28 protein-coding genes and 1 pseudogene are annotated in these 20023 nt (G+C 62.3%); 4 read left to right on the top strand and 25 right to left on the bottom strand.

Annotated features, from left to right (window positions below):
* Nucleotides 1–43 precede the first annotated feature (43 nt).
* From ACIU1A_RS09330 to ACIU1A_RS09305, 6 genes are read right to left on the bottom strand one after another with little or no spacing between them, the layout of a single operon-like run.
* Complete coding sequence (locus ACIU1A_RS09330; protein WP_404927161.1) at nt 44–2329, bottom strand: hypothetical protein; 2286 nt, start codon at nt 2327–2329, stop codon at nt 44–46.
* Nucleotides 2314–2721: a DUF6950 family protein gene (locus tag ACIU1A_RS09325; protein WP_404927160.1), complete on the bottom strand. Its 408-nt coding sequence runs from the start codon at nt 2719–2721 to the stop codon at nt 2314–2316. The genes ACIU1A_RS09330 and ACIU1A_RS09325 overlap by 16 nt, the downstream gene beginning before the upstream one ends.
* The gene (locus ACIU1A_RS09320) at nt 2718–3140 is read right to left on the bottom strand and encodes a hypothetical protein (protein ID WP_404927159.1); all 423 of its coding nucleotides are present in this window, start codon (nt 3138–3140) and stop codon (nt 2718–2720) included. The genes ACIU1A_RS09325 and ACIU1A_RS09320 overlap by 4 nt, the downstream gene beginning before the upstream one ends.
* 18 nt (nt 3141–3158) lie before the next feature.
* Entirely contained in the window at nt 3159–3791 is a 633-nt protein-coding gene (locus ACIU1A_RS09315) for a hypothetical protein (protein ID WP_140624674.1), read from the bottom strand.
* Entirely contained in the window at nt 3791–4543 is a 753-nt protein-coding gene (locus ACIU1A_RS09310) for a hypothetical protein (RefSeq protein WP_404927158.1), read from the bottom strand. The genes ACIU1A_RS09315 and ACIU1A_RS09310 overlap by 1 nt, the downstream gene beginning before the upstream one ends.
* Before the next feature lie 3 nt (nt 4544–4546).
* On the bottom strand, nt 4547–6850 hold the full coding sequence (locus ACIU1A_RS09305) for a phage tail tip lysozyme (RefSeq protein ID WP_404927891.1): 2304 nt from the start codon (nt 6848–6850) through the stop codon (nt 4547–4549).
* A gap of 78 nt (nt 6851–6928) precedes the next feature.
* Here ACIU1A_RS09305 and ACIU1A_RS09300 point away from each other — a divergent pair, with 78 nt between their 5' ends.
* Nucleotides 6929–7102, top strand: a complete 174-nt coding sequence (locus tag ACIU1A_RS09300; protein WP_404928106.1) for a hypothetical protein — start codon at nt 6929–6931, stop codon at nt 7100–7102.
* On the opposite strand, the pseudogene ACIU1A_RS09295 reads toward ACIU1A_RS09300, so the two are convergent.
* Nucleotides 7052–7240, bottom strand: a pseudogene (locus tag ACIU1A_RS09295) (phage tail length tape measure family protein); the annotation flags it as partial. The gene ACIU1A_RS09300 and the pseudogene ACIU1A_RS09295 overlap by 51 nt on opposite strands.
* On the opposite strand from ACIU1A_RS09295, the gene ACIU1A_RS09290 reads away from it, so the two are divergent.
* Nucleotides 7200–7619: a hypothetical protein gene (locus ACIU1A_RS09290; RefSeq protein ID WP_404928105.1), complete on the top strand. Its 420-nt coding sequence runs from the start codon at nt 7200–7202 to the stop codon at nt 7617–7619. The pseudogene ACIU1A_RS09295 and the gene ACIU1A_RS09290 overlap by 41 nt on opposite strands.
* A gap of 24 nt (nt 7620–7643) precedes the next feature.
* Here the strand turns inward: ACIU1A_RS09290 and ACIU1A_RS09285 are convergent, their stop codons facing one another.
* From ACIU1A_RS09285 to ACIU1A_RS09225, 13 genes are all read right to left on the bottom strand, one after another.
* The gene (locus tag ACIU1A_RS09285) at nt 7644–7799 is read right to left on the bottom strand and encodes a hypothetical protein (protein ID WP_404927157.1); all 156 of its coding nucleotides are present in this window, start codon (nt 7797–7799) and stop codon (nt 7644–7646) included.
* An 83-nt stretch (nt 7800–7882) separates the two neighbouring features.
* Entirely contained in the window at nt 7883–8230 is a 348-nt protein-coding gene (locus tag ACIU1A_RS09280) for a hypothetical protein (protein ID WP_404927156.1), read from the bottom strand.
* Complete coding sequence (locus ACIU1A_RS09275; protein ID WP_404927155.1) at nt 8227–8415, bottom strand: hypothetical protein; 189 nt, start codon at nt 8413–8415, stop codon at nt 8227–8229. Before ACIU1A_RS09275 ends, ACIU1A_RS09280 begins: the two co-directional genes overlap by 4 nt.
* A 12-nt stretch (nt 8416–8427) precedes the next feature.
* Entirely contained in the window at nt 8428–9162 is a 735-nt protein-coding gene (locus tag ACIU1A_RS09270; protein WP_404927154.1) for a hypothetical protein, read from the bottom strand.
* Nucleotides 9163–9217: 55 nt separating this feature from the next.
* Nucleotides 9218–9631 carry a DUF4128 domain-containing protein gene (locus tag ACIU1A_RS09265; RefSeq protein WP_404927153.1) on the bottom strand — a complete coding sequence of 138 codons (414 nt, stop codon included), beginning with the start codon at nt 9629–9631 and terminating at the stop codon, nt 9218–9220.
* Between the two features lies 1 nt (nt 9632).
* Nucleotides 9633–10082, bottom strand: coding sequence for an HK97 gp10 family phage protein (locus ACIU1A_RS09260; RefSeq protein WP_246676247.1), 450 nt, complete (start codon nt 10080–10082; stop codon nt 9633–9635).
* The gene (locus ACIU1A_RS09255) at nt 10082–11122 is read right to left on the bottom strand and encodes a head morphogenesis protein (protein WP_404927152.1); all 1041 of its coding nucleotides are present in this window, start codon (nt 11120–11122) and stop codon (nt 10082–10084) included. Before ACIU1A_RS09255 ends, ACIU1A_RS09260 begins: the two co-directional genes overlap by 1 nt.
* A 447-nt stretch (nt 11123–11569) precedes the next feature.
* Nucleotides 11570–11950 carry a hypothetical protein gene (locus tag ACIU1A_RS09250; protein WP_404927151.1) on the bottom strand — a complete coding sequence of 127 codons (381 nt, stop codon included), beginning with the start codon at nt 11948–11950 and terminating at the stop codon, nt 11570–11572.
* A 1-nt stretch (nt 11951) separates the two neighbouring features.
* On the bottom strand, nt 11952–12437 hold the full coding sequence (locus ACIU1A_RS09245; protein WP_404927150.1) for a DnaT-like ssDNA-binding protein: 486 nt from the start codon (nt 12435–12437) through the stop codon (nt 11952–11954).
* Nucleotides 12438–12441: 4 nt separating this feature from the next.
* The gene (locus ACIU1A_RS09240) at nt 12442–12630 is read right to left on the bottom strand and encodes a hypothetical protein (protein WP_404927149.1); all 189 of its coding nucleotides are present in this window, start codon (nt 12628–12630) and stop codon (nt 12442–12444) included.
* Between the two features lie 7 nt (nt 12631–12637).
* Nucleotides 12638–13591, bottom strand: a complete 954-nt coding sequence (locus ACIU1A_RS09235; RefSeq protein WP_404927148.1) for a DUF2184 domain-containing protein — start codon at nt 13589–13591, stop codon at nt 12638–12640.
* Nucleotides 13592–13605: 14 nt separating this feature from the next.
* A complete protein-coding gene (locus ACIU1A_RS09230; RefSeq protein WP_404927147.1) occupies nt 13606–14043 on the bottom strand; it encodes a DUF2190 domain-containing protein in 438 nt (145 codons plus the stop codon).
* A 2-nt stretch (nt 14044–14045) separates the two neighbouring features.
* Complete coding sequence (locus ACIU1A_RS09225; protein WP_404927146.1) at nt 14046–15194, bottom strand: DUF2213 domain-containing protein; 1149 nt, start codon at nt 15192–15194, stop codon at nt 14046–14048.
* Nucleotides 15195–15240: 46 nt separating this feature from the next.
* Between ACIU1A_RS09225 and ACIU1A_RS09220 the strand changes: the two genes are divergently transcribed.
* A complete protein-coding gene (locus ACIU1A_RS09220) occupies nt 15241–15732 on the top strand; it encodes a hypothetical protein (RefSeq protein WP_140518146.1) in 492 nt (163 codons plus the stop codon).
* Here ACIU1A_RS09220 and ACIU1A_RS09215 read toward each other — a convergent pair.
* Nucleotides 15729–17096, bottom strand: coding sequence for a DUF1073 domain-containing protein (locus tag ACIU1A_RS09215; RefSeq protein ID WP_404927145.1), 1368 nt, complete (start codon nt 17094–17096; stop codon nt 15729–15731). The genes ACIU1A_RS09220 and ACIU1A_RS09215 overlap by 4 nt on opposite strands.
* Before the next feature lie 84 nt (nt 17097–17180).
* Here ACIU1A_RS09215 and ACIU1A_RS09210 point away from each other — a divergent pair, with 84 nt between their 5' ends.
* Entirely contained in the window at nt 17181–17528 is a 348-nt protein-coding gene (locus tag ACIU1A_RS09210) for a helix-turn-helix domain-containing protein (RefSeq protein WP_404927144.1), read from the top strand.
* On the opposite strand, the gene terL is transcribed toward ACIU1A_RS09210, so the two are convergent.
* Genes terL through ACIU1A_RS09190 form a run of 4 tightly spaced genes read right to left on the bottom strand, consistent with a single transcriptional unit; the run spans nt 17525 to nt 20019 of the window.
* Nucleotides 17525–18913 carry a phage terminase large subunit gene (gene terL, locus ACIU1A_RS09205; RefSeq protein WP_404927143.1) on the bottom strand — a complete coding sequence of 463 codons (1389 nt, stop codon included), beginning with the start codon at nt 18911–18913 and terminating at the stop codon, nt 17525–17527. The two genes, ACIU1A_RS09210 and terL, sit on opposite strands and share 4 nt — an antisense overlap.
* Nucleotides 18900–19364, bottom strand: coding sequence for a DUF2280 domain-containing protein (locus tag ACIU1A_RS09200; RefSeq protein WP_404927142.1), 465 nt, complete (start codon nt 19362–19364; stop codon nt 18900–18902). Before ACIU1A_RS09200 ends, terL begins: the two co-directional genes overlap by 14 nt.
* A gap of 27 nt (nt 19365–19391) precedes the next feature.
* Nucleotides 19392–19679: a putative metallopeptidase gene (locus ACIU1A_RS09195; RefSeq protein WP_404927141.1), complete on the bottom strand. Its 288-nt coding sequence runs from the start codon at nt 19677–19679 to the stop codon at nt 19392–19394.
* Nucleotides 19630–20019, bottom strand: coding sequence for a putative metallopeptidase (locus ACIU1A_RS09190; RefSeq protein ID WP_404927140.1), 390 nt, complete (start codon nt 20017–20019; stop codon nt 19630–19632). Before ACIU1A_RS09190 ends, ACIU1A_RS09195 begins: the two co-directional genes overlap by 50 nt.
* Nucleotides 20020–20023 lie beyond the last annotated feature (4 nt).

Below are 20023 nucleotides of genomic sequence, written 5' to 3'. Positions count from 1 at the left end.
CGGCAAGGGTGAAATTCGTGGAAGCGGGTTAGACGGCCTGGGGTTAGGTGACGACTTTCGGGCCGGTGGCGACGCTGGACGTACTTTCCACGCCAGAGCCGTTCACCGAGCGCAGCCAGTAGTAATAGGTGCCGGCGGCGAGCGGGGTATTAGTCCAGGCATCGGACGAGGACGGCGCGCCATATTCGGTGCGGACCACGGTTGCGGCGCCTTCGTTGTTGACGGTGTTTCGGCGGATGTTGGTGGCAACATAATTGCCGGAGTTTGGCGTATTCCAGGTAAGTGCGACCTGGCCGACACCGCCAGTGGCGACCACACCCGAAACGGCGGCCGGCGGTGTGTTGTCGACTGTGGAGACCACCGTTTCGCTATCGGAGTAATCGCCATAGCTGCCGTTCGACCCGATATAGACGGCCTCGATGTTGATCGATGTGTCGGCGGGAACCGGATTGGTGTTCAGCACGATGAGACCGGCATCCGGTGCGATCCCGGGGAATTTCTGCTCGATCCAGGCCCCAGGAACACCGCCGCCCACATCGGCGACGCGATAGCGCAGCGCCGGCGTGAGATCACTGCGGTTCGGATCAACCAAGGCGAGGCGGATGTAGACTGTCCCGCTGCCGGATATTGCCGCCGCGGTATCGATGATTGGCTTCGGGATGCCGTCGGAAACCGGCTTCGCCGGCACGGGTGGCGCCGCCCCTTCATCGACCGCCGGGTTCCAGTCGTCGATCTCCGGGCCGGAACCAGGCATCTTGATCCACGTCATCTGAAAACCGCCGCGCGAAACGGAGAGGGCCGACCGCCGGTTAGCGATCAGCTTGCCATCCATCGATGGCAGCCGCCGCGGCGTCGCCAGCCTGACCCATGGCGCGTACACCGCGTTGATGCCGGTGAAGCGGACGTCGAACGTGCCGCGCTTCTTCTCCCGCAGACGCGCGAACTCCCGCTTGCCGAGCCGGCGAGCCTGACGCCATTGCTGGACCCAGATATAGTTGCCGTCTTGCGGCAAGACGCGACCGGCCTCGATCTGTGCCGGCGTGTCTTCGAAAAAGTCGGTGTCGGTTGTCGTGAAATCGGTGGCCGGATAAGTGAATTTCGGGATGAACTGGTTGACCTCTTCCTCAAACAGGACATCGTGCTGCACGGTGTGGCCGACGATATCGGCGTCCGTCAGCGTGGCGACATACTTTTCCCTGAACTTGCCGGCGACGAATAGCAGCGCGCCATCGCCGCGCTCGCACATCCAGCCGTCGCAGGAGGCGAGGATGGCATTCGTGCCGCTTTTCGGATCATGGTCAGTGGTGTCGAAGCCGCCGCACTCATAGCGCTTCTCCGTGCCGCCAGCGGCCCGGGGCACGTCTTCATCGCAGACGTCGGCCTCTTCCTGCCACATGTCGAGAACCGGCAGCAGCGCCTTGCGGAAATCGCGTTTTGTGCCGAACGGATTGAAACATTCGTGCCAGGCCAGAGTGAGGGCCGAATTCTTCGAGAAAGCCCATGTCGCCGGGTTTTCCGGATCCTGCGCGGGATCGCGGAAGTCCCAGACCAGCGCCAGTTCTGCGACCACCGACAGAGCCGGCTTGCCGTAGGGAAACCGCTTCTGGAAGTTTTCTGCACCAGGTGCGTTGCATGTCATGCCTACCGACGCCTGGCCATCGCCCCGATGTTCCGACGTCCAGACGCCTTCGGCGCCAAGATCATCTACGATCTCGGCAATCGCAGTTTCCGGTGTCAGCCCCAGTCGGCGATAGATGCGTACAGGATCGGCGTCGTTGTATCGGTCGCCGTCCGGGCTGATGACGGTGTTGCCGTCGAGCTCGACCTTGTCGTCATTCAGGTAGTAGCCGGTGTAGGCGTTGATGCGGTGGCCGACGATCGCCTGCACCGAATACATCCGGTTGTCGACCGCTTCCCAAAGCATCATTGCGCCGGCAAGCCTGGCCTCGCCAACCCCCCAGAACCGGTAGGGGATTGGCTGCGTCAGCGGCGCGCGGCCGTCCTCCGGCTTCGGCGGCTTCGGCGTCAGCAGGTACTGCACGCCGGCGACGATGGCTGTTGTCGCAATGGCCGAGGCGATGGCCGCATAGGAGACAGTCGTGCCGAAAAGCGTGAACCCGCCAGAGCCAAGAATGGCGGTGAAGATCGGCGTGAAGATCGGATCCTTGCGGACAGGCCAGCGGTATTCGCCGTGCCAGCCCTCTGCGATGATCTCCTGCGTCGACGCGGTCTCGAAGGCGCCGATGCCGGGATTGTAGGTGCGCGCTCGCGAAACCTTGGCCAGCGCCTGGCGCAACGCGTCATCGAACGGGTTCACGCGATACGCCATGCCACGCCGGTCCAGTCGAGATGCTTCACCATTGCCCCGCGCGCCGACATCACCGCCCAGAGCGGGCCGAACCTGATCGCCGGGATGTCCTTGATGGCGACACCGCCGGCGTCGAATCCGGTCATGGTGCTGATGATGCCGATATCGCCGTCCTGCGGCTGCTGGACGCGATGGAAGCCGAGAACACCGAGCTTTGCCCCGACGAGGGCTTCGCAGCCGCCGGCGGCCCGCAGGATGACTTCCGCGCCATCGGCGTCGAAGTAGGCGCCGCGCAGCTCGGCAGCTGGATCCTTGCCAGTCGCCTCGACCACCCAGTCGGCCGCGAACAGCGTGCAGTCGGTGAACCCCCACTGCCAGCGATGCGGCAGCCGTATATACTGTTCCAGCGTCATTGGTGCGCGGAGTTGAAGCGGAGCAGCACTGCGTCTGCATCCTGAATGTTCCTGCCGTCAAAATGGCTGCGATAGATGCAGCAGCTGGACGCGCCCTCGAACAGCATGAGGTACGGGTCAGTAAACCCTCTCATCGCTAAAAACGTGCAGTCTTTGATCGAAATATTGTCGGCCCGAACGACCACAGCCTTGCGGATGGCGAACAGTCCACCTTCGATGGCCCCACTCTCTGCCTTGACGACAACGCCATCCACCCGGAACGGCCTCCCATCGAACAGCGCCTGCAACCCGTCGCTGTCGTCGCGGACACCATCGCCATAGATCGTCGGGAGTGACGCCAGAGCAAGCGTTGGCTGCGCGATCGCAACCGCAGCAATAGCCAGCGCACCGCGCAGAAAACTGCGACGTGAGACATCCATCGGGAATGATCCTTTTGTCTAGTAATTCGGCCATGCCGGCGCGACACCGCGCGCCAGACGCGCGGTGCCGTCGCAGAACTTGTCGGTCGGATACATCGCCTTCTGGTGCGGGCCGGACCACAGTACCAGCGAGGCGCGCGACCTGGTGTTCGACCCCGAAACCACGGCAAGCGTCAGGGTCGTGGTCGGGTTGTCAGTGCCTGAGACTGGCGGCATGGATTCGGTGGGATGCGACGCCGTTCCTGTCCAAAGCGCAATGATCGGCGTCGTCGGCTGGTAATAGTCGTCCAGCGTGGTGAAGCCGATCTTCAAATCCTTGCCGCGGACATCGGGCATGGTGTCGAGCACGTTCGCCGCGGTGTCCGGGTCGACGCCAGATATCCCGAATTCCACGCTGGAGCTCTGGCCATTGACGAGCACCTCGAGCGTCGGGATGTTGAGCAGCCTGCCGCCGCCGAGATAGACGGTACCATCCTCGTCTAGGCTGTCGAAACCGGCAGGGATGTCGTTGACGCCTGCCCAGATATGCAGGCCGGGATCGCTGTCGAGCCGGAAGAAGATGCCAAGTATATGGCTCGATCCCATGCGATCGACGACCTCTTGAGGCACATAGTCGACGGAGTAGGAGCCAATCAGGTCCTGCCAGGCCATTAGAAGCCCTCAACGAACTGGATCGTTGGCGTCGACTGCCACCAGCCCTCGGCCTCCCATGCCAGCGTGAAGCTGGACGGGAACTTCATCACGCAGCGCGGCCGCGCGAATTCGATTCGGGTTCCTGCCGGCACCGCTTCGCGCAGCGGCCGGTCGAGCGACAGGACGTATTGCGAACCGGTGTAGGCCACGCCCTCGACGGTTTCAGTCACCGGGACAGGGTCCGAACTCTCCCAGTAACGGTAAGCGCGCCAGCCCTTGGTCGGGTGATAGATCGAAAACCAGTCGGACCAGCGCAGATTGCGCTCGGCGCCGTAGATGTTCAGCGTGATCTGGCCAGCATTAAGCGCCGCAGTTGCGCCCATGGTGCCGAACACGGTCGCCTGGCTATAACCGGCGCCATCAGAAAAAAGCGACGTGTCCGAATGTGGAATGCGAGTGATGACAGACCGGGGGACGCCGTTCATGACCGGGAACGGCCCAACCCAGTCCGATAGGATCGGCACATTCATAAATCGGATCGAGCTGTTCATGCGCGCCGCGATCCAATTGATGTATTCATGCTCTTCGCGGGCCCGTACGACACAACCCTCGTAGGAGCCGACAAGAACGCCCCCGCCGCTGGTTTCGATCGTGATCGATTCGCCGAGGCCGTTGCGACCACCTTCCAGTCCGCCGCCCTTGGTGTCGAAGGACAATCTGGCCGGCTTCAAGAAATTGACGTCGAGCGTGGGGAGATTGATGTACCCCATCGCCTATCCCTTCTGAGAAGTGTAGCGGCGCTGTGTGTCACCGAAGCCGCCGTTCACCTGGCCCTGGTGGTACTCGCCGATCGCCTCTTGGGCGCCCTGCTTGGCAAGCGTGCGGACATGATCATCGCCGCTTGCGCCAGTGACGTGGACGTGAAGCTCGACCTTGCCCTGCGACTGGCCGCGGTTCTGGTTTGCCGCCATCTGCATCGAGGCAGGGTTACTCCGGATCACATCACCGGAGCGGAGCTTCTTCAGTTCGGGACCGCGCTCGCCAACCCACGCCCAGCCCTCGGGTGCGTTTTCCGTGCCATCGGCATAAAAATTGACATAGCCGCCCGGATTGGAACTGAGAAAGCTAAACGCTTTGGTCCCGCTAAACGCAGAGCTCAAGCCGCCAAACAGTGACCCGAGCAAGCCGCCACCGCCACCGCCGCCGCCGGGCGCTGTGGGAAACTGGCTGAGTGCACTGCCCATCTTCCCCATCCCCTCGCCCAAGGAACCGAGACTTCCGGTCGCCTTGGCGGCGGTGCCACCGAACTTGTCGAGCGCCTGCTCGGCGCCGGAAAGGCGGCCGGAGAAGTTGTCTGCACCTTCAGGGTTGGCGAGCGAGAAGCCTCGAGGCCGTTCGAAGCCGGCGAATGCCGCTGTGGCCGATCGGACGTCCGGGGCGGCCTTGAGGCGGGCGAGTGCACCGCTTTCGGACGAGTTCAATTCCTTCCAAGCGAAATCGAGTTGCCCCTGCACATCGCCGAGATTGCCCTTGCCGCCTATGGCGCTCAGAAGTTGCGGGGCGCGGTCATTGTGCTGGAACAGCCCGAATGCATTGCCGGCGTCGCCGATCGCCGTCGGCTTGAATGCCGATTCCGCGCTGATGTTGCCGAGAATGCCGGCCACCTGGTGATCGGCAAGGCCCTTGGACTTGAAGAAATTCCATGCCTGCGCGGCAACGCCACCAGAGCCGACCGCAGCCAGCGGCGCGCGTGTAACCGCGCCCGGGGCATAGTTGTCGTTGGCCCCGCCAAGAATCGAGCCGACCACGCTGGTTCCGGCCGAGGCAAGACCGCTCCCGCCCGGCTTCTGTCCCGTCAGGGCAGACGCAAAGGCCGTGGCAAGCTGATCGAATATTTTCGACCAGGCCTTGTCCATCGAGTTCGTTAGGGCGTTCAGGATCGAAGTCCCCAACGCCTTGCCGATATTGCCGCCGCTGTTCAGCAGCTCGGACTTGAAGCCGTTGAGGAACCCAGAAGCCATGTCCTTCGCCTCGCCGAACCTGGTCATGTCGCGCATCTGGCCGGCTTCCGGCGAATCCATCCCGATGCCGGTGCCGCGAAGGCGTGAGGCGATCGTCTGCTCATCCTTGGTCAGAAACTGCTGCGACCGTTCAAAAGCCAGATCATTGCCGAGTTGCGCGCGCGCGATCTGATTGGCCATCTCGCCATAAGCGTCAGCCTTCTGCTTGATCAGCTCAAGTTCCTGCTGATCGACGGGCACATTGTTGCGCGCCGCTTCTTCACGAAGCTGCTGCGTCAACTGGAACTGCATGCGCATCGCTTCGGCCGCGCCGGAGGTCTTGCCGATCAGGTCAAGATCGAGTTGCTGCGAGGCAAGTGTCTGGTCGAGCGAGCGCTTCCTGTCCTTCTGCGCCTCGTCCAAGGCGTGCTGAGCGGCCAAGGCGGCTTGCTGGCCGGCCATGTCGATCCGGCGCGCGCGCTCTGCCGGGTTCTCGTTGTCGTTGTACTGGGCGCCTGCCTGAGCGCGTGCAGACGCCGCCAATTCTGCCGGGGATCGGGCAAACAGTCCCTGCCTCTGGGCATCGAATGCCTGCTGAGCACGAGAGGCCGACACCGAGCCGGCGGCCTGGTACTGCTCATATGCGCCCATGTTATCGGTGCTGAGTGCGCCTCGACGAAGAGGCAGGCCACCGGGGCCGACGGCTTTCGCCAAAGCCTCCTGCGCAATCTGCAACTGCTTGAGCGCGCGCGCCGCGGCATCCGCGTCCTTTGTCAAATCCATCAGCTTGCCGGCGGAGGTCGTCAAGGCGGCATTGTTCGGGTCAAGCGCCCACTTGTCCTCAACCATCTTGCGGAAGCCGATGATGTCGGGCGTCCCATCTTTGGCGGTTTTCCGCAGATGCTCAATGGCATCAGCGAACGGCTGGAACTCCCCGGCAACACTGAAGAAACCGCCAGCACTCTTGCCGGGGCTCACGAAGCGACCGAGATCCGACATTGCGCCTTGGGTCTGGTTGGCAATCTGGATGCCGAGACCGGCCTGCGTCGCCGATGACGACAGTTGCAGCCCGTTCAAGCTCGATACCGAGAACGCATCCTTGGCCTTGTCCGCGATCGTTCCATAGATGTCGCCGATACCCCTGAGAACGGCGGCATGATCCTTCAGCAGGACGTCGAGGCCTTTCACCTCCTTGCGCGTCGAGATGATGTAGGTGGCGAGACCGGCAACGGCCGCCACCCCCGCGCCGGCAGCAAGACCAGCCGGCGTCACCATGAAGGCGAGCAAAGCCTGTCCGGCCGACTTGGCTGCGGTTCCAACAGCCGCTAATGAACCTCGCAGCCCGCCCGGCCCTTCTTCCAGCGCGCCATAAACCTGCCCGATCTGCGAGGCGAATATCTGCACCGGCGATGCACCGAGCGCAAACATGGTGATCACGTCGTTGCCCTGGCGGGAGAGGTTGAGCATCTGCGATGAGGTGAGCCGCGCCGCATTGGCGTTGTCGTTCAACGCCTTCGTCGACTTATCCGCCGCCGGGGCCACCCTGCCGATGCCGGTGACGACCTTAGCCGAGCCGGAACCGATGTTGGCAAGGGTCGTGTTCGTCTTCTCGGCCGTCGCGACGAGCTTGACCAGGGAGGCATTGCCGCCTTCGACCAGTGTCGACAGCTTGAGCAGCGTGGCGTTCGCCTGGTCGACGCCGGAGGCGATCTTGGCCAAGGCAGCGTTGGACGCACTGGAGGCGGTCGAAAGCCTCTTCTGCGCCGCCTCCGCCTTGGTCGCGGCGGCCGACATGTTTTCAAGATTGGCCTTCGCCGTGACAGCTTGCGAGCTGTCGATGCGGTAGCCGAGTTCGGCAACGGTCACAGGTTCACCCTCTCACGAACATTGCGTCGAACATTTCTTCGGTCATGATCGGGCTGCTTTCGACGACTTCGATCGTCTCGTCTCCGCCGCCATAGACAGCCTTGAGGACCGTTCCGATCATGTCGCAACGGCCGGCATAAGCGATCTGGATAGCGTTCACGTCGGCTTTGAGGGCCTGTTCTTCTGACCAGCCGAGCCAGCCGAGAGCCTTCTCGGCGAGGTCGTTATAGAACTCGACAAGGCCTATGCGCCTGTCTGAGGGTCCTCGGTTCCCTCTCCTCCCGACATCGGCCGCCCGCCATTGGCGATGATCGTCAGGTAGGTGGAGACCGGGCCGATCAAGTCGGTGAGGCCCGTTCGGTAAACACGGTTCGGCACTTCCTTGGCCTCGTTGCCGGTCAGGCCGAGGCCGAGCGTGACAACGGCGACGATGGTGTCGAAATCGTACTGCCCGACGGAGCGAACGGCGCCGGATATGCCGCCGCTCTGGCGCGAGATGGACTGCGCCGCCTGCAATGAGGGGCGAAGCGTCACCTTCTCGCCGTCGAGTTCGATATCGACGTTCCCGGCGCCCAATGCTGGCTTGCTCATGCCTTCTTCTCCGGTTCGGCCTTGGGCGCCTTGATCGGCGTTCCCACCGCCTCGAAGGGCGACGGCATGGCCTTGGCTTCGGTATGGGTCAGTTCGAGCTCGACGTGATTGCCGGGCGCGAGAAGGTATTCCTGGCCCTTATGGGAGAGCTTCTGAGCCTCGGTGCCGCGATTGAACACTTTCATGGTGACCTCCTGTCAGCCCAGCGCCGCAACGCGGACATAGTTGGTGTTGGGAAGCACGGTGCAGTTGAGCATCTGGGCATCGTTTGCGCCGCCCATGCCTTCCTCTGCGCCGGCCACCATGCCCATGAACAGCCGTTCCGGGCCGGTCGGGACCGTCGTGGCGGTGTGGACACCAGACTGCGTTCCGGTCGTCGTGATCTCGGTGCCGCCCTTCGTTGCCGAAAGGGTGAACGTGTCGGCATCCGGAACAGCCTTGACGAAGTATTCCGTGCCGGCGACGAGGCCGGTCGGCAGAGCGCCCGTGGTAGAGAACTTGACCTTAGTACCGGCCACGAGACCGTGCGCGGTCCATGTCACGACACCAGGCGCGGCGATCGTGATGGTAGCGGCCGCGGATTTCGGGATCGGGGCGCCATTCAGAACGATGCGGAACGGGTAGTTGTAGTCGGTCTGCTCCGCCGCGATCATCGCCAACTGGCCGGGATCATTGACGTTCAGAGCGAAATTGTCGGAACGCTGCGGGGCCTGACGGGAGCCCTTCCAGTTGTAGGTGCGCCGGCGATTGAGCAGCGTGACTGAGTTGCCCTGGGCGGCATCGCCGGAATTGCCCATCGTCTCGTACTGGCCGACCTCGATCCACGAAACGCTGGCGAAATCAGCCTCCACCACGTCGATATCGGGAACGTCGATCGGCGCTGAACCGATATAGAAGCGGCTGCCCGCAACAGGGGACACTTTAATAGGCATTGCTGCCTCCTTTTCAGTTTAGGTGGGGTGCCCTCGCCAGGGGCGGCTTATGGCGTCAGGCAAAAGCTTCGAAAGAAACCGTCACCGGCGTCTGCCAATGGGTGTCGTCAGCTATGGGCTGCGCGACGTCCGGGGCTTTGGTCACCCGCAGGGATATCGATCCGTATGTCATCTGGAGATCAGTCGGGAACCATGCCGCCACACGACCAGCTATCTCCGCCGCGACGGACGCGTCCTGGTTCTTCTTGGCGAACACGTCGATCTGGAGGAGGCCGATGCGCTGGTGAGGATCGGTCGAGCCGATGAACAGCCGGCGGTTGATGTTCGGGACGTGGGTGACGCGCAGGTACCCGGTGATCGGCTTGACGAAATCCTCGTTCGGCCACGCGATCGGGAGAACTGGCGACAGCGTGAGGGTCTGCACCCTGCCCTTCAGCGCGAGCCATATCTGGGTTTCGATACTCGGCATTTCAGAGCCCCAGCCTGCGCTTCACTTCAGCCGCCTTGGCCTCGACGATCATGACCCAGCGCTGCGCAACCAGCGTCACCCAAGGCCGCGGTGTCGTGCCGTTGGCGCCATAGTGGACATAGGCCGCATAGTTGGCCGTGTATCCGAGATAGATCGTGTCGCCGAGATCGGCGCCATTGATGACCAGGATGACGTCGCCGAGGTCGGCCGGCACCGGTGCGCCTGGATTGTTTCGCGACAGCGTCGGCATTGCCGAAGTCGACGCCATCAGCGAGGCCCGGAGGAAGCCGGTGCGCTTGTACCCTGGCGGCTGGGGCTTCGCGTAGACCTCGTCTGCGAGAAGCTGATCGAGTTGCGAAACAAGCTCTTGCGCCGATTCCTTGAACACGATCTCAAGCGCGTTGGGCACCTTGGCGCACCAGTCGCCGACAGTCGCGGCAAAAGACGCCATCACCGCACCAACTGGGCGACGAAATCGATCTTGTATTCGCAGAAGCACTTGCAGCCGAGTGTGTGCCTGGTCGGAACCCCGGGTGCATGCGGGTACGGGATTGCGGTGCCGTCCGGCGCCGTGAAAGACTGATCGAACGGGACCACCTGCCCTTGCATGGCGATGTGCTGCATCCGGCCGTGCTCCTGCGGCGTGTGCTTCCAGCCTTTGGTGACATGCTGGGCCTGAAGGTTGCCCTTCTCCATCTGCTGCCGAAAGGCGATGTCTTTCGAGGCGCCCAAGGCAGCGAAGGTTTCATGCAGGCCGATGGTGTCTGCCCTCAGCTTCAGAAGGCTGTCAGCGTACCGGCCGGTGATTCTGTCGACCATTGCTGCGGGAACAGGCTTGCCGTCGGCGATCGCCTTGGCCACGGTCTTGTCGAACCGCTTGTCCCGCCGCGTCCGCTCGAGATAGTTCCGCATCTGGACTGGATCGCCGGATAGCAGTTCCTCGCGCGCGGTGGCGACGAATGAGGCCTGCGGACCGGTCAAGCCGATGATGCCGCCCTCTCGCCGCCCGGTGATGGTGGAGACACGCCCGACGACAGTAACGGCCGTCTTGGTCGGGTTGTCCCCTCGTGCGAGCCCGGTTTCCAGCGCCGCCCTGATCGCGGTCTGCTGATCTTGGACGATGCCGGTGATCAGCTGCGCCGAATGAGCCTGTAGCCACTGCTCGGCCGCCATATTGCGAGCATCCCAGCGCACCACGATGCGATGACCGGACGGATCGCGCAGGGTCGGGAACTGGTCGACTGTCGCGACGCCGCCGCCGTTGAAAGCCGCCCGGATCGCCTCATCCAGCGGGCGGAAGGCGGCCGGATCAAGGTGCATGGCGTTTATCGCGCCGTTGATGTCGCCACGCTCCAGGCGTTCAAACACGCGGCGCAGGACGATGTTCGACCTGATGTCGTCGATCGCTTCGATGAAGGCGGTGCGAACAGCCGGCTCGAATTGAGAGACGAGGATATCGAAGCGCTGACGAGGCGTGAGGCGGACGAGCATCGATCAGTTCTCCTTGCGATCCTGCTCAACGAATGCCACTGATATGCACAGGGGTTACTTTTGGGGGGACACGATGTATTCAACTCGCTTCGCTTTTCTCACCGTGATCTGCGCGCTTCCGCTCACCGCCTGCACCGGCGTACAAGGTGAGCATTATATTGGAATCCCGGGATCGTTGGCTTGGTTCCAAACGGCTTCGCCGGCAACTATCGCCGCTTATTTCGAACCTCGTTGTCAGGCATATGGCTTCAAGCCCGGAACAGACGAGATGGCACGATGCATCCAAGGTGAAGCATCGAGCCTACGAGCCGCAAAAGAGGCAAGGTTCCGCAGCTCCGGTACTACAACAGTCTACGCACCGCCTGCGCCACCAGTCTATCAGCCACAGAGGACTACGTTCACGAGTTGCCGTGCAACCGGCACCGGAAACGTGAACTGCACAACCTACTAAGCCGCGCAGAACGCCGTCCATGCCACCACGGTCCCCGCCGCAGGCGTCGGCCGTAGGCTGGTGATGACGCGCTCGGATCCGTCTATCATCAGGGAGTCGGTGAGCAGTGGCACGACCTCTGGCACGGCGAACGTCACCATGTCTCCGGTCTCGACGATCAAAACGCCGTTTTCATACCGCTGGTCGACGCGCTTAACAGCAGCATCGAGCGGATAGAGCACCACCGTCGGCTCGACCGGCGCCCAAGGCTGGTCAGGATCGACAACGCCGGGCGTCTCGCGCTTCAACTGGACCACGCCCTGCCCCAGCCCGCCGGCGGCGTCTGGCTGGAGCAGTTCGGTGACCATTTCGGCCATGTCGTCATAGAAACCGGCCACGTCAGACCACCATGATGGCGGGGAACCCCGTCACCGGGCCGATCAGCGGAGCCAACAGACCCTCAATGATGGTCGAGACTGGCGCGTCGGGTGCGAAGATGTTGCCATCGTCGCCCGGCTCAAAGAACTCGCGCTCGATGCCCTCGACCTTCTGGCGCTTTACCTTCTTGGACGGGTCGAACGAGATCGACAGCGATCCCGGCTTCTTCAATTCGATGTAGGCTGCCTCATAACTGGCCTGTTCAACCCTTGTCGGGATGAGATCGGAGGCAAGCGCAGAGCCATAGGCCGTGGCGCCGGTGCGCGGCCATTCCCGCTCCTGGGCAATGCCGCCCGTCGGCTGACCCGAAAACCGCAGCCCATAGGTGCCGTCGATGTAGGCGCTGCCCCGCTGCCGCAGAGCAGCAAACGGGGCATCCGCCGCATAGGTATAGCCGGCCGCGTCCCAATATGCCTTGAGGGCGTCATCGGTTCCGTAGCCGGCCATGGTGTTAGGCTTTCTTCTCTTCGACCGCCTTGGCCGCGGCTGCTCCGAACTCGAACCAGCCGGTGCCCTTGGCAACCTTCAGTTCGGCGTCCGAGAGATCGGCGTCGACGGTCTGGCCCGGCTCGACGAGAACCGGACCATCCTTGGTATTGAGACCGCGAGGGCCAGCCTGGGTGTTGGTGACTTTCATCATCGCCTCCTCAGACGCCGTCGAGATAGCGGATCGACTTCGGCCGGCGGATGTCGACACCACCGAGACGGAAGATGCCGGGAACATCGAACTTGATCGGCCCGGTCTGCCAGGCCGGCAGGAACCGGAACGGCATCGGCATGTGGAACTTCAACACCTCGGGCGAGCGGCGATAGGCCACCATGCGCTTGGTGCTGCCGGCGCCCGACGCATCGAGGTAGCCGAACATGCCGCGGATGGTGAGCGGCTGGCCCGTCACCAGCGTGTAGATGTTGTTCTTCATCACCCACTCGAGGATCGTGGTCTGGTTCACCGCGTCGATCCGGCGCGTCGAGATGTCGAGCAGCACCGAGTACGGCAGCAGGATGGTGTCCGCGATCTCGGCGCCCAGCGCGCCGGTGAAGATGCCGGTGAGCTGGCCGTTGATGTCGCGAAGGATCTGGTCGGGCGTTTTCGACGCGAAGGTCGTGGCCGAACCCGTGCCATCCGCCGGCGCCGTGGTTGCCGTGGGCGTGGTCGAGTTGACCAGGCCAAGGAAGCCCTTGCCGGCATCACCGACGAAGGCAACGCTGTCGATCTTCTCCTCGGCGATGCGGCGGGCGGCCGAGGCCTTGTCATTCGACAGGTTCATGCCGAGCAGCTGGGCGGTGCCGAGCTCCTCGAGATTGTAGCCGTAGCCGATCGCCGCCATGGAGACGGTCGTCTCGAACTTCTCGCGGGTCAGCTCGACCTTGGGCACGTCGTGCGCATTGCCGTTGAACCACTGCGCCTGGCCGACCGAATCCATCGAGAAATACGTGACGGACTGGATCCATTCGGGCGCCGAAGTGTCAACCGGGACCAGGGACGGATACTGGATGTCCTGATACCGGATCGCGTAGACCGTCGGCTCGATGAGCGTGGCCTGACGGATAAGGAAGCTCATCGCGACTTGCTGAGCGTCCTGCATGATGTGTGCGTTCATTGTGGCCGCTCCTGTTAGCCGAGGCGCAGCGCAGCGAGGCCAGCACCGGCGGTGCTGGTATCCCACTGAGCGTTGGCGATGAGGGTGTTGGACGTCGAGACGTTCGTGAGAACGCCCGTTGCCGGCACGTAGTAGACGGGATCGCCGACGGCGACCGCGACCGAAGCCTGGACGACGATGACGCCCTTCTTCATGATTGCCGCCGTGGCGTACTGCTCGTACTTGCCGGTCGGCTGCGTCGAATCCAGAACGGCGATGCCGCAGAACTTGACTGTGGCTTCGCTGTCCACGACCTGGTTGTCAGCCGTGCCCTGAACCGCGACCTTGCCGAAGCCGATACCTTCCGCGTCCTCGCAAAGGCGGGACACGATGTCGGACGGCTCCATGTTGAGGACCATGCCCTCGATCCAGCGCGCATGCTGGGCGCTATAGGTAGTCTGGACTGCCGGCATGATCAGGCCTCCTTCTTGTTCTGCCAGGCCGAGGCGAGATGATCGGTCATGGCCTGGTGGGCGGTGGCGACAGTGCCGGCCGCGTCATTGGTCTGGAGGCCGTTCTGCACGACCTGGCGGAACGGATCGGTGCCGCCGATCTTCTTCGCCGCGTCCTCGACCAGGATGTCGAAACGGGCATCGATGTACGCGTCGGCCTTGTCCTTGACCGCGGCATCGCCGAGCGCGGCGGTGACAGCGGCCTTGCGGATAGCGCCGTCACTGAGACCATCGGACTTGACGTCCTTGGCGATCGCCTTGGCCTTGGTGATCAGATCGGCGCGAGCCGCGACACGCTTGTCGAGGTCGGCGTCCGACAGCACCTTGGCGATGGCGGCATCGCGTTCGGCGTGGGCCTTGGCGAGATCGGCATCCTTGGCCGCGAGAGCGGTCTGGTGCTTCGTTTCGGCGTCGGCGAGCTTGGCCGCCGAGGACTGCAAGTCCGCGAGCAGCTTGGAAATGGCCTGGGCGCCCTGATCGGTGGTGGTCACCGACAGTCCGTCCACGACCACAGTGCGAAGTGCATCACTCATGGTGATGGTCTCCTTGTCAGTGGTTGAAATCGGGGCGGCGCCCCATGGTCCCACACCGTCACCGATGCGAGCTTTTGAACCGGCCCGGGCCCGATCGACGAGCGCCAGGTGGTTGATCTTGATGCCGCGCTGCTGCGCGTCGAAGGCCTCGCCGTCGGCAGTGATGCCAGGCGTGAAGTCGAGATCGCAGGTGTACCCGGCGGAGAGCTCGCGCTTGCCATCCATCACCGACTTGATGGCGGCCGCGTCCTTGAGGATCAGCGGCAGCATGACCCAGTTGCCGTCCTGCTTGGCGGCAGTGCTGACCTCGCCGACGGATAGCGCCTTCCAGTTGTCGGCAGTCACCTCCTCGTCGGGATGATCGACCGTGATCGGGGCGTGGCTGAACGACTGAAGGCTGTCCTGAGAGAACACCTGATCGGCGGCCCGGTAGACCCGCACAACGTCCTGATCCGGCTTGCCGACCTCATGGCCGGCGTAGAGCTGGATGCCGGTGCGCACGGCGCGCGCGGTGGCGACAAGGTAGCCGTCGGCGGTCTGGCGCGTTCCCGCGACAGATACTTTGTCGGTGAATTGCATTTCATATGCCTTTGTGTTTGGATCAAGAAGGGCGGAGTTGTTACACTTGACACTTCATGACATTCACGACATCGCAGAGATTTTTGGTGCAATAGGTGCGCTTATCGGAGCGGTAGGTACCATCGCCTTGACTTGGCTAGTTTTTCGCTTTTCTCAAAAACAGGAGGCTCAGAAATCTACAGAGGATGTTCAAAATTGGTGGCAGACACACAACTCGGTGGTCTTGAGCAACCCTAGGCTTCTATCTTTGGAGAAGCGCCTTCATCCATTCGGCGATCTGACTGATGAAGAGGTTCGGCGGCTGTACATCCATTTCATGACGCTTAATGTTTGCTACAATGCCTGGGCCAACAGGGATCAGATCGACCGGTCCCTATCTGAGTCAACGATAGACAATAGCGTCAATCGACTGTTTCTCGACCGAGATTTCGTAGTGCAACACGTTTTGCCACGCGGGTATCCGAAAGACTTTGCCGAAGAAATCCTACGACGCCTTGGGCTCCGAGAGTCGACCGCGAAGCCTCTACCGATGAGCTAGGGCTTTTCCCGTTGACCAATCTGTAGTGTCGCGGCCACTACTTCATCCTCGCTCGGCTCCTGCTCGGCCAAGGTGCCGAATTCATCAATGGCCGCTTCCAGACCAGGCAACGAGCCGTCCTCCACAAAGGCATTGACCAGTGCTTCGCTGAGAGCATCGATCGGGATCAACGGCGACTGGCCATTGCCACCAGCGAGAGCGCGCGCCGCATCGGACTTGGTCTTGAAGACGTCGGCTTTCTCCTTCTCCGACATGCCCCAGAGCGGCGCCCACTCGTAATAGACATCGGCCGGGCGCGAGCCGAGGGCCGACCTGATCAGCGCTTCATCGAGCCGATGCATGGCAGGCGTCATCTCGACCTGCTGCATGGCGGAGAGGCGATCGTAGTAGTTGCGCAGGTCCGATTCGCCGGTGGCGTTCATGCCGGCCGGAGCTTGGCCCAGCAAACGGGTTGCCGGGATGTCCGCGGCGCCGGACACGATCTGCAAGAACCGGTCGAGCACATCAGGCAGCGTGGCGAAGGATGCCGACTTCTGCTCGTATTCCTCTTCCTTGTCGAGGAGCAGCGTGCCGTTGATGCCCTTGGCAGTATTGGCGAGGGTATACCTCTCCAGGATCTTGGCCTTGTAGTCCTCGTTGGCGAGGCTCGCCATGAAGTTCGGCACCTTGATGATGTCGATCTTCGCTTCGAACACCAGCGAGGCGATATTTGCCGCGGTGCCATCGGCCTGCTTGATCGCGTCCATCACGGACTGGAGCACGCTGTCGCCCCACGACAACTGACCGTCGACCAGATCAATATCGGGTTGCGCGTTGCCCTGGAAGATGGCCAGGCGCGACGGGTGGATTTGGACCTGCGCAGTGGTGCCGGCGGTCAGCGTGTAGAACTTCGGCTGGCCGTAAAACTCGGACGCCGGGTCGCGGTCGATCTCGCCGGCGGTAAGCTGGCGGCGCGACAAGACCGTGAAGTATTTGACCCCGCCCTTGCCGATACGCTCGATCTCGATCGGCGCGGCTAGATCAGCATCACCGGTGCCGATATGGATGGCAGCGCCACCCCAGAGCCTGGCCCTTACCTTGGCCTCGAACACCTTGCCGCGAACATTAAGCCGGTTCTCTTCCGCCTCGATCGGTTCGATGACGTTTCCCTCGGCCTGCCAGTCGCGCCATGCTCGGACCGCATCAAAGGCCGGGATGTCGACGATCTTCCTTGGAAGCCAAGCCGTGCGGTAGGCGTTGAGCAGTTCCGCATCCGACAGCGGCGTGAAGGCGTAGTAGTTCGACGAGGCCTTGTCCCTGCCCGTCCCCATGCGGGAAATGAGATTGGTCAGGCTGTCCCTGGCAAGCGTGATGATGTTGCCCATACGAGGTTCTACCGCTTTCACATTTTTCTTGATCGGCGTTACTTTTTATGTGATTGTGGTGAAATAAGAAGAAGGAATTGCCGAATGTCGCAACATAATAGCCCTATCTTTCCTCAGCAACTTGTCACCGCCTTGAAAGAGAGAGGCATGGCCGCATCGGATCTCGCCCGTGCAATCGGGGTAAGCCCAACCGCGGTTTGGAACTGGCAGCATGGGAACACCTCGCCCCGTCCTGCTGCGCTTGAGTCGGTCGCGGCAGCGCCTGGTGTTACCAGCCAGTTTCTACTTTACGGCCCCCCAACCGGCGATGACGAAGTGGACGAGATTGAGACAGTAGCCGCAGTGCTTGAAGCGGCTAAAGTGAAGATCGCGGAACTCACAGGCATCTCGATCGAGAACGTCAAATTGCGCTTGGAGATGGCGGCGGATTAGATATTCGCCAAGGTGTAGGTGCTGGCATCAATCAGGGCGTTGAACGCCCGGCTTGTGCTGTCGGCGTCGTCATCGTGCGCCGCTTCGGGAAACCCTTCGAGCGCTGAGAACCATGCCTCATTCCAGGGCGCCCGCAGGACGAGCACGTTGCCGGCCTCAGCCTGCGCTGAGAAGGGACTGAAGCGCGTAACCTTGTCGCCCGATTCCGGTGTAGCCCTGGCGTCGAAGCCGACGAGCAGTTTGACCAGGTTCGTGACTTGCGACTTGCCCGCCTGTCCAGGGTCCTGTGGCAGCGAGATTTTCGTCGAAATGCCGTCGGCATCGGCCGTGTTCTTGATCAAACGCTCGACGCCGGCTGGCGAAAGGAAATCCTTGACGTGGTGGCCGACGATGTATCGCCCGTCGGGCAACTTGCCGATTTTTGTGCCCGCCGTGCCGTCTGGATCGTTGCCCTCGACCTTGGGCGTCGAGGCCAAATCCCAGCCGCGCATCCATGTGACGCCGGCTGGCACCGCGTCGACCACTTCGCACCAGCCGCGCTGGAACAGCAAGCCAGCAGCCGGCCGTATTTTCCAGTTACCGCCGAGTAGGCGCTCCCGCTCGACCGTCGGCTGCGCCATGAGGTTGGCGAGATAGCCGGGATCTGCGGCCATGAGCAGAGCATTGTCGCTAAGCTTGGCCGGAATGAACGTCACCGACTTTGGCGGGATCGGCTCGCCATCAATCGGGTTGACGTGATGGGCAAGTTCTTCCTTGCTGTCTGCCCAGATGATCGTGTCGCCGATGCGAACGAACCAGCGGATGACGCCAGCGCGCTCAGGGATCGCAAAGCCGGTTTCCTGATCGATCCACCAGGAGATGAATTCGGCTACCCAGCTATCAGCATCAGGGTTGCATGTCGCTCGAACGTATGGCCGCACGCCGCACATGGAGCGATTGCGGCTGAGCATGTACCAGAACTGCTTGGCCGAAAAATGCGTCAGCTCATCGAAACAGATGAGCGGTATCTGCGAGCCCTGCCAGTTGTAGATCGTCTTTTCGTGCTCGAGGTGAGCGAACGAGACGCCCGCACCTGACGGAAAGGTCCAACTCAGGTCAGGCGCCGATCGCGGTTGCGCGCTCAGGTGCGGATAGAGCTTTTCGCTTTCATCCCAAAGTCCGCCCTCATTGCGAACCTGCGTCAGATTTCGGCGGAAGAAGACCGCCCCAAAGCCGGGATTGGCGACATGCCGCAGCGGCTCCATGAGCAGCGCCCATGTCTTACCGCCACCAGCCGCGCCGCCGTAGATCGCGATATCGGCAGGGCTCGCCAGAAATGTGGTCTGAGGCCCTCCCTGCGGACGAACTATGGTCGGGCCGCCCTGCCCTTGCTCAACTCCTGCCATTATCGGGCAACTGGAAGATGGTGACCGGTGAAACTGGCACCGGCAGCTCCTTCCCGTCCTTTCCCGTCAACTCTCGGCGGTTCGTGTAGGCGTTGCCGACTTCCTCGGCTGCCTGCTTGTGCAGTTGCGCGGCCAAGCTCATGTTGCCCATGTTCTCGGCCTTGTCTGCCATGCGCTGGAGAGCGCGGAGACGAACGGCGCGATGGCTGATGGCGATGGCGGCTGTGTCCTCGAGAAAGGTCTTGCGGGTCTCTTCGAACAGCGTACGCCACTTGAGCGAAAGGTTGGACCCAGCCTTCTTGGTCGGATCGTAACATTCGACTGCTTGCGGCGTTAGCGTGACCGCGTAATCCTTCTTGAGGGCGGCAGCGACCACGGACGGGCTATCGAAGCAGGCGAGCGCTTGAACCACGTAGGTTTGCTGCTCTGGATTGAGTTTTGCTCGGGCCATCGGCTTTATCAGGACGCCATCAAGGGTTTACGCGACGCGAAGGCGGCAGGTCCCGCAGGCCTGGGCAATGCTCACATTGGCGATTTCAGGTGCGGCTTTTGCCGCGTCGACCATCTCGCGAACACCAGTGGCATCGGCACCATAGCGCCTGACCACGCCGACGAACTGTTCTACGTCGTGTCCCTTTATGGCGAAGGCCGGTAACCCGCTCCTGCGGAACTTCGGCTGGCCGAACATGTCGCGCTCTTGGCCGCAGTGATATAGCTCATGCTCGACCAAGGCGCAAAACTCGGCGTCGCCGCATTGGCTTGGCATAGTGGGCGTCGAACGTCAGGATGAAATCCGGCACATCGCCGAACCAGTCTAGGATCTGCCGCTCGATCCGAGCGCGCAGCCATTTACCTGCCGGCGGCAAACCTCTCTCGGCTTGGCCGATGATAGATCGCCCTGCCCTGCCATTCGGCACGTTCGTCCAGAGTGCGCCGATGGTGGCCTGGTTAAGGTGGCGATGGTCGTCATTACGAAGGAAGGCATCGTCAGCGATGAAGGTCGCGCGCGCCCACTTGCTCAAATCAGCCGAAGCGGCAAAACAGATCGCGTCCGTTTCCAGCAACTCGAGCGGCGGCAGCGGGCGCTGCTTGTCGGTGAGCGCCATTGTG

Origin of the sequence: Mesorhizobium maamorense, assembly GCF_044998965.1 — a bacterium.
In the GTDB taxonomy this organism is placed as follows: Bacteria; Pseudomonadota; Alphaproteobacteria; order Rhizobiales; family Rhizobiaceae; genus Mesorhizobium.
Note: the sequence above shows the minus strand (reverse complement) of the source record. Positions and strands in the feature narration are given on the sequence as shown.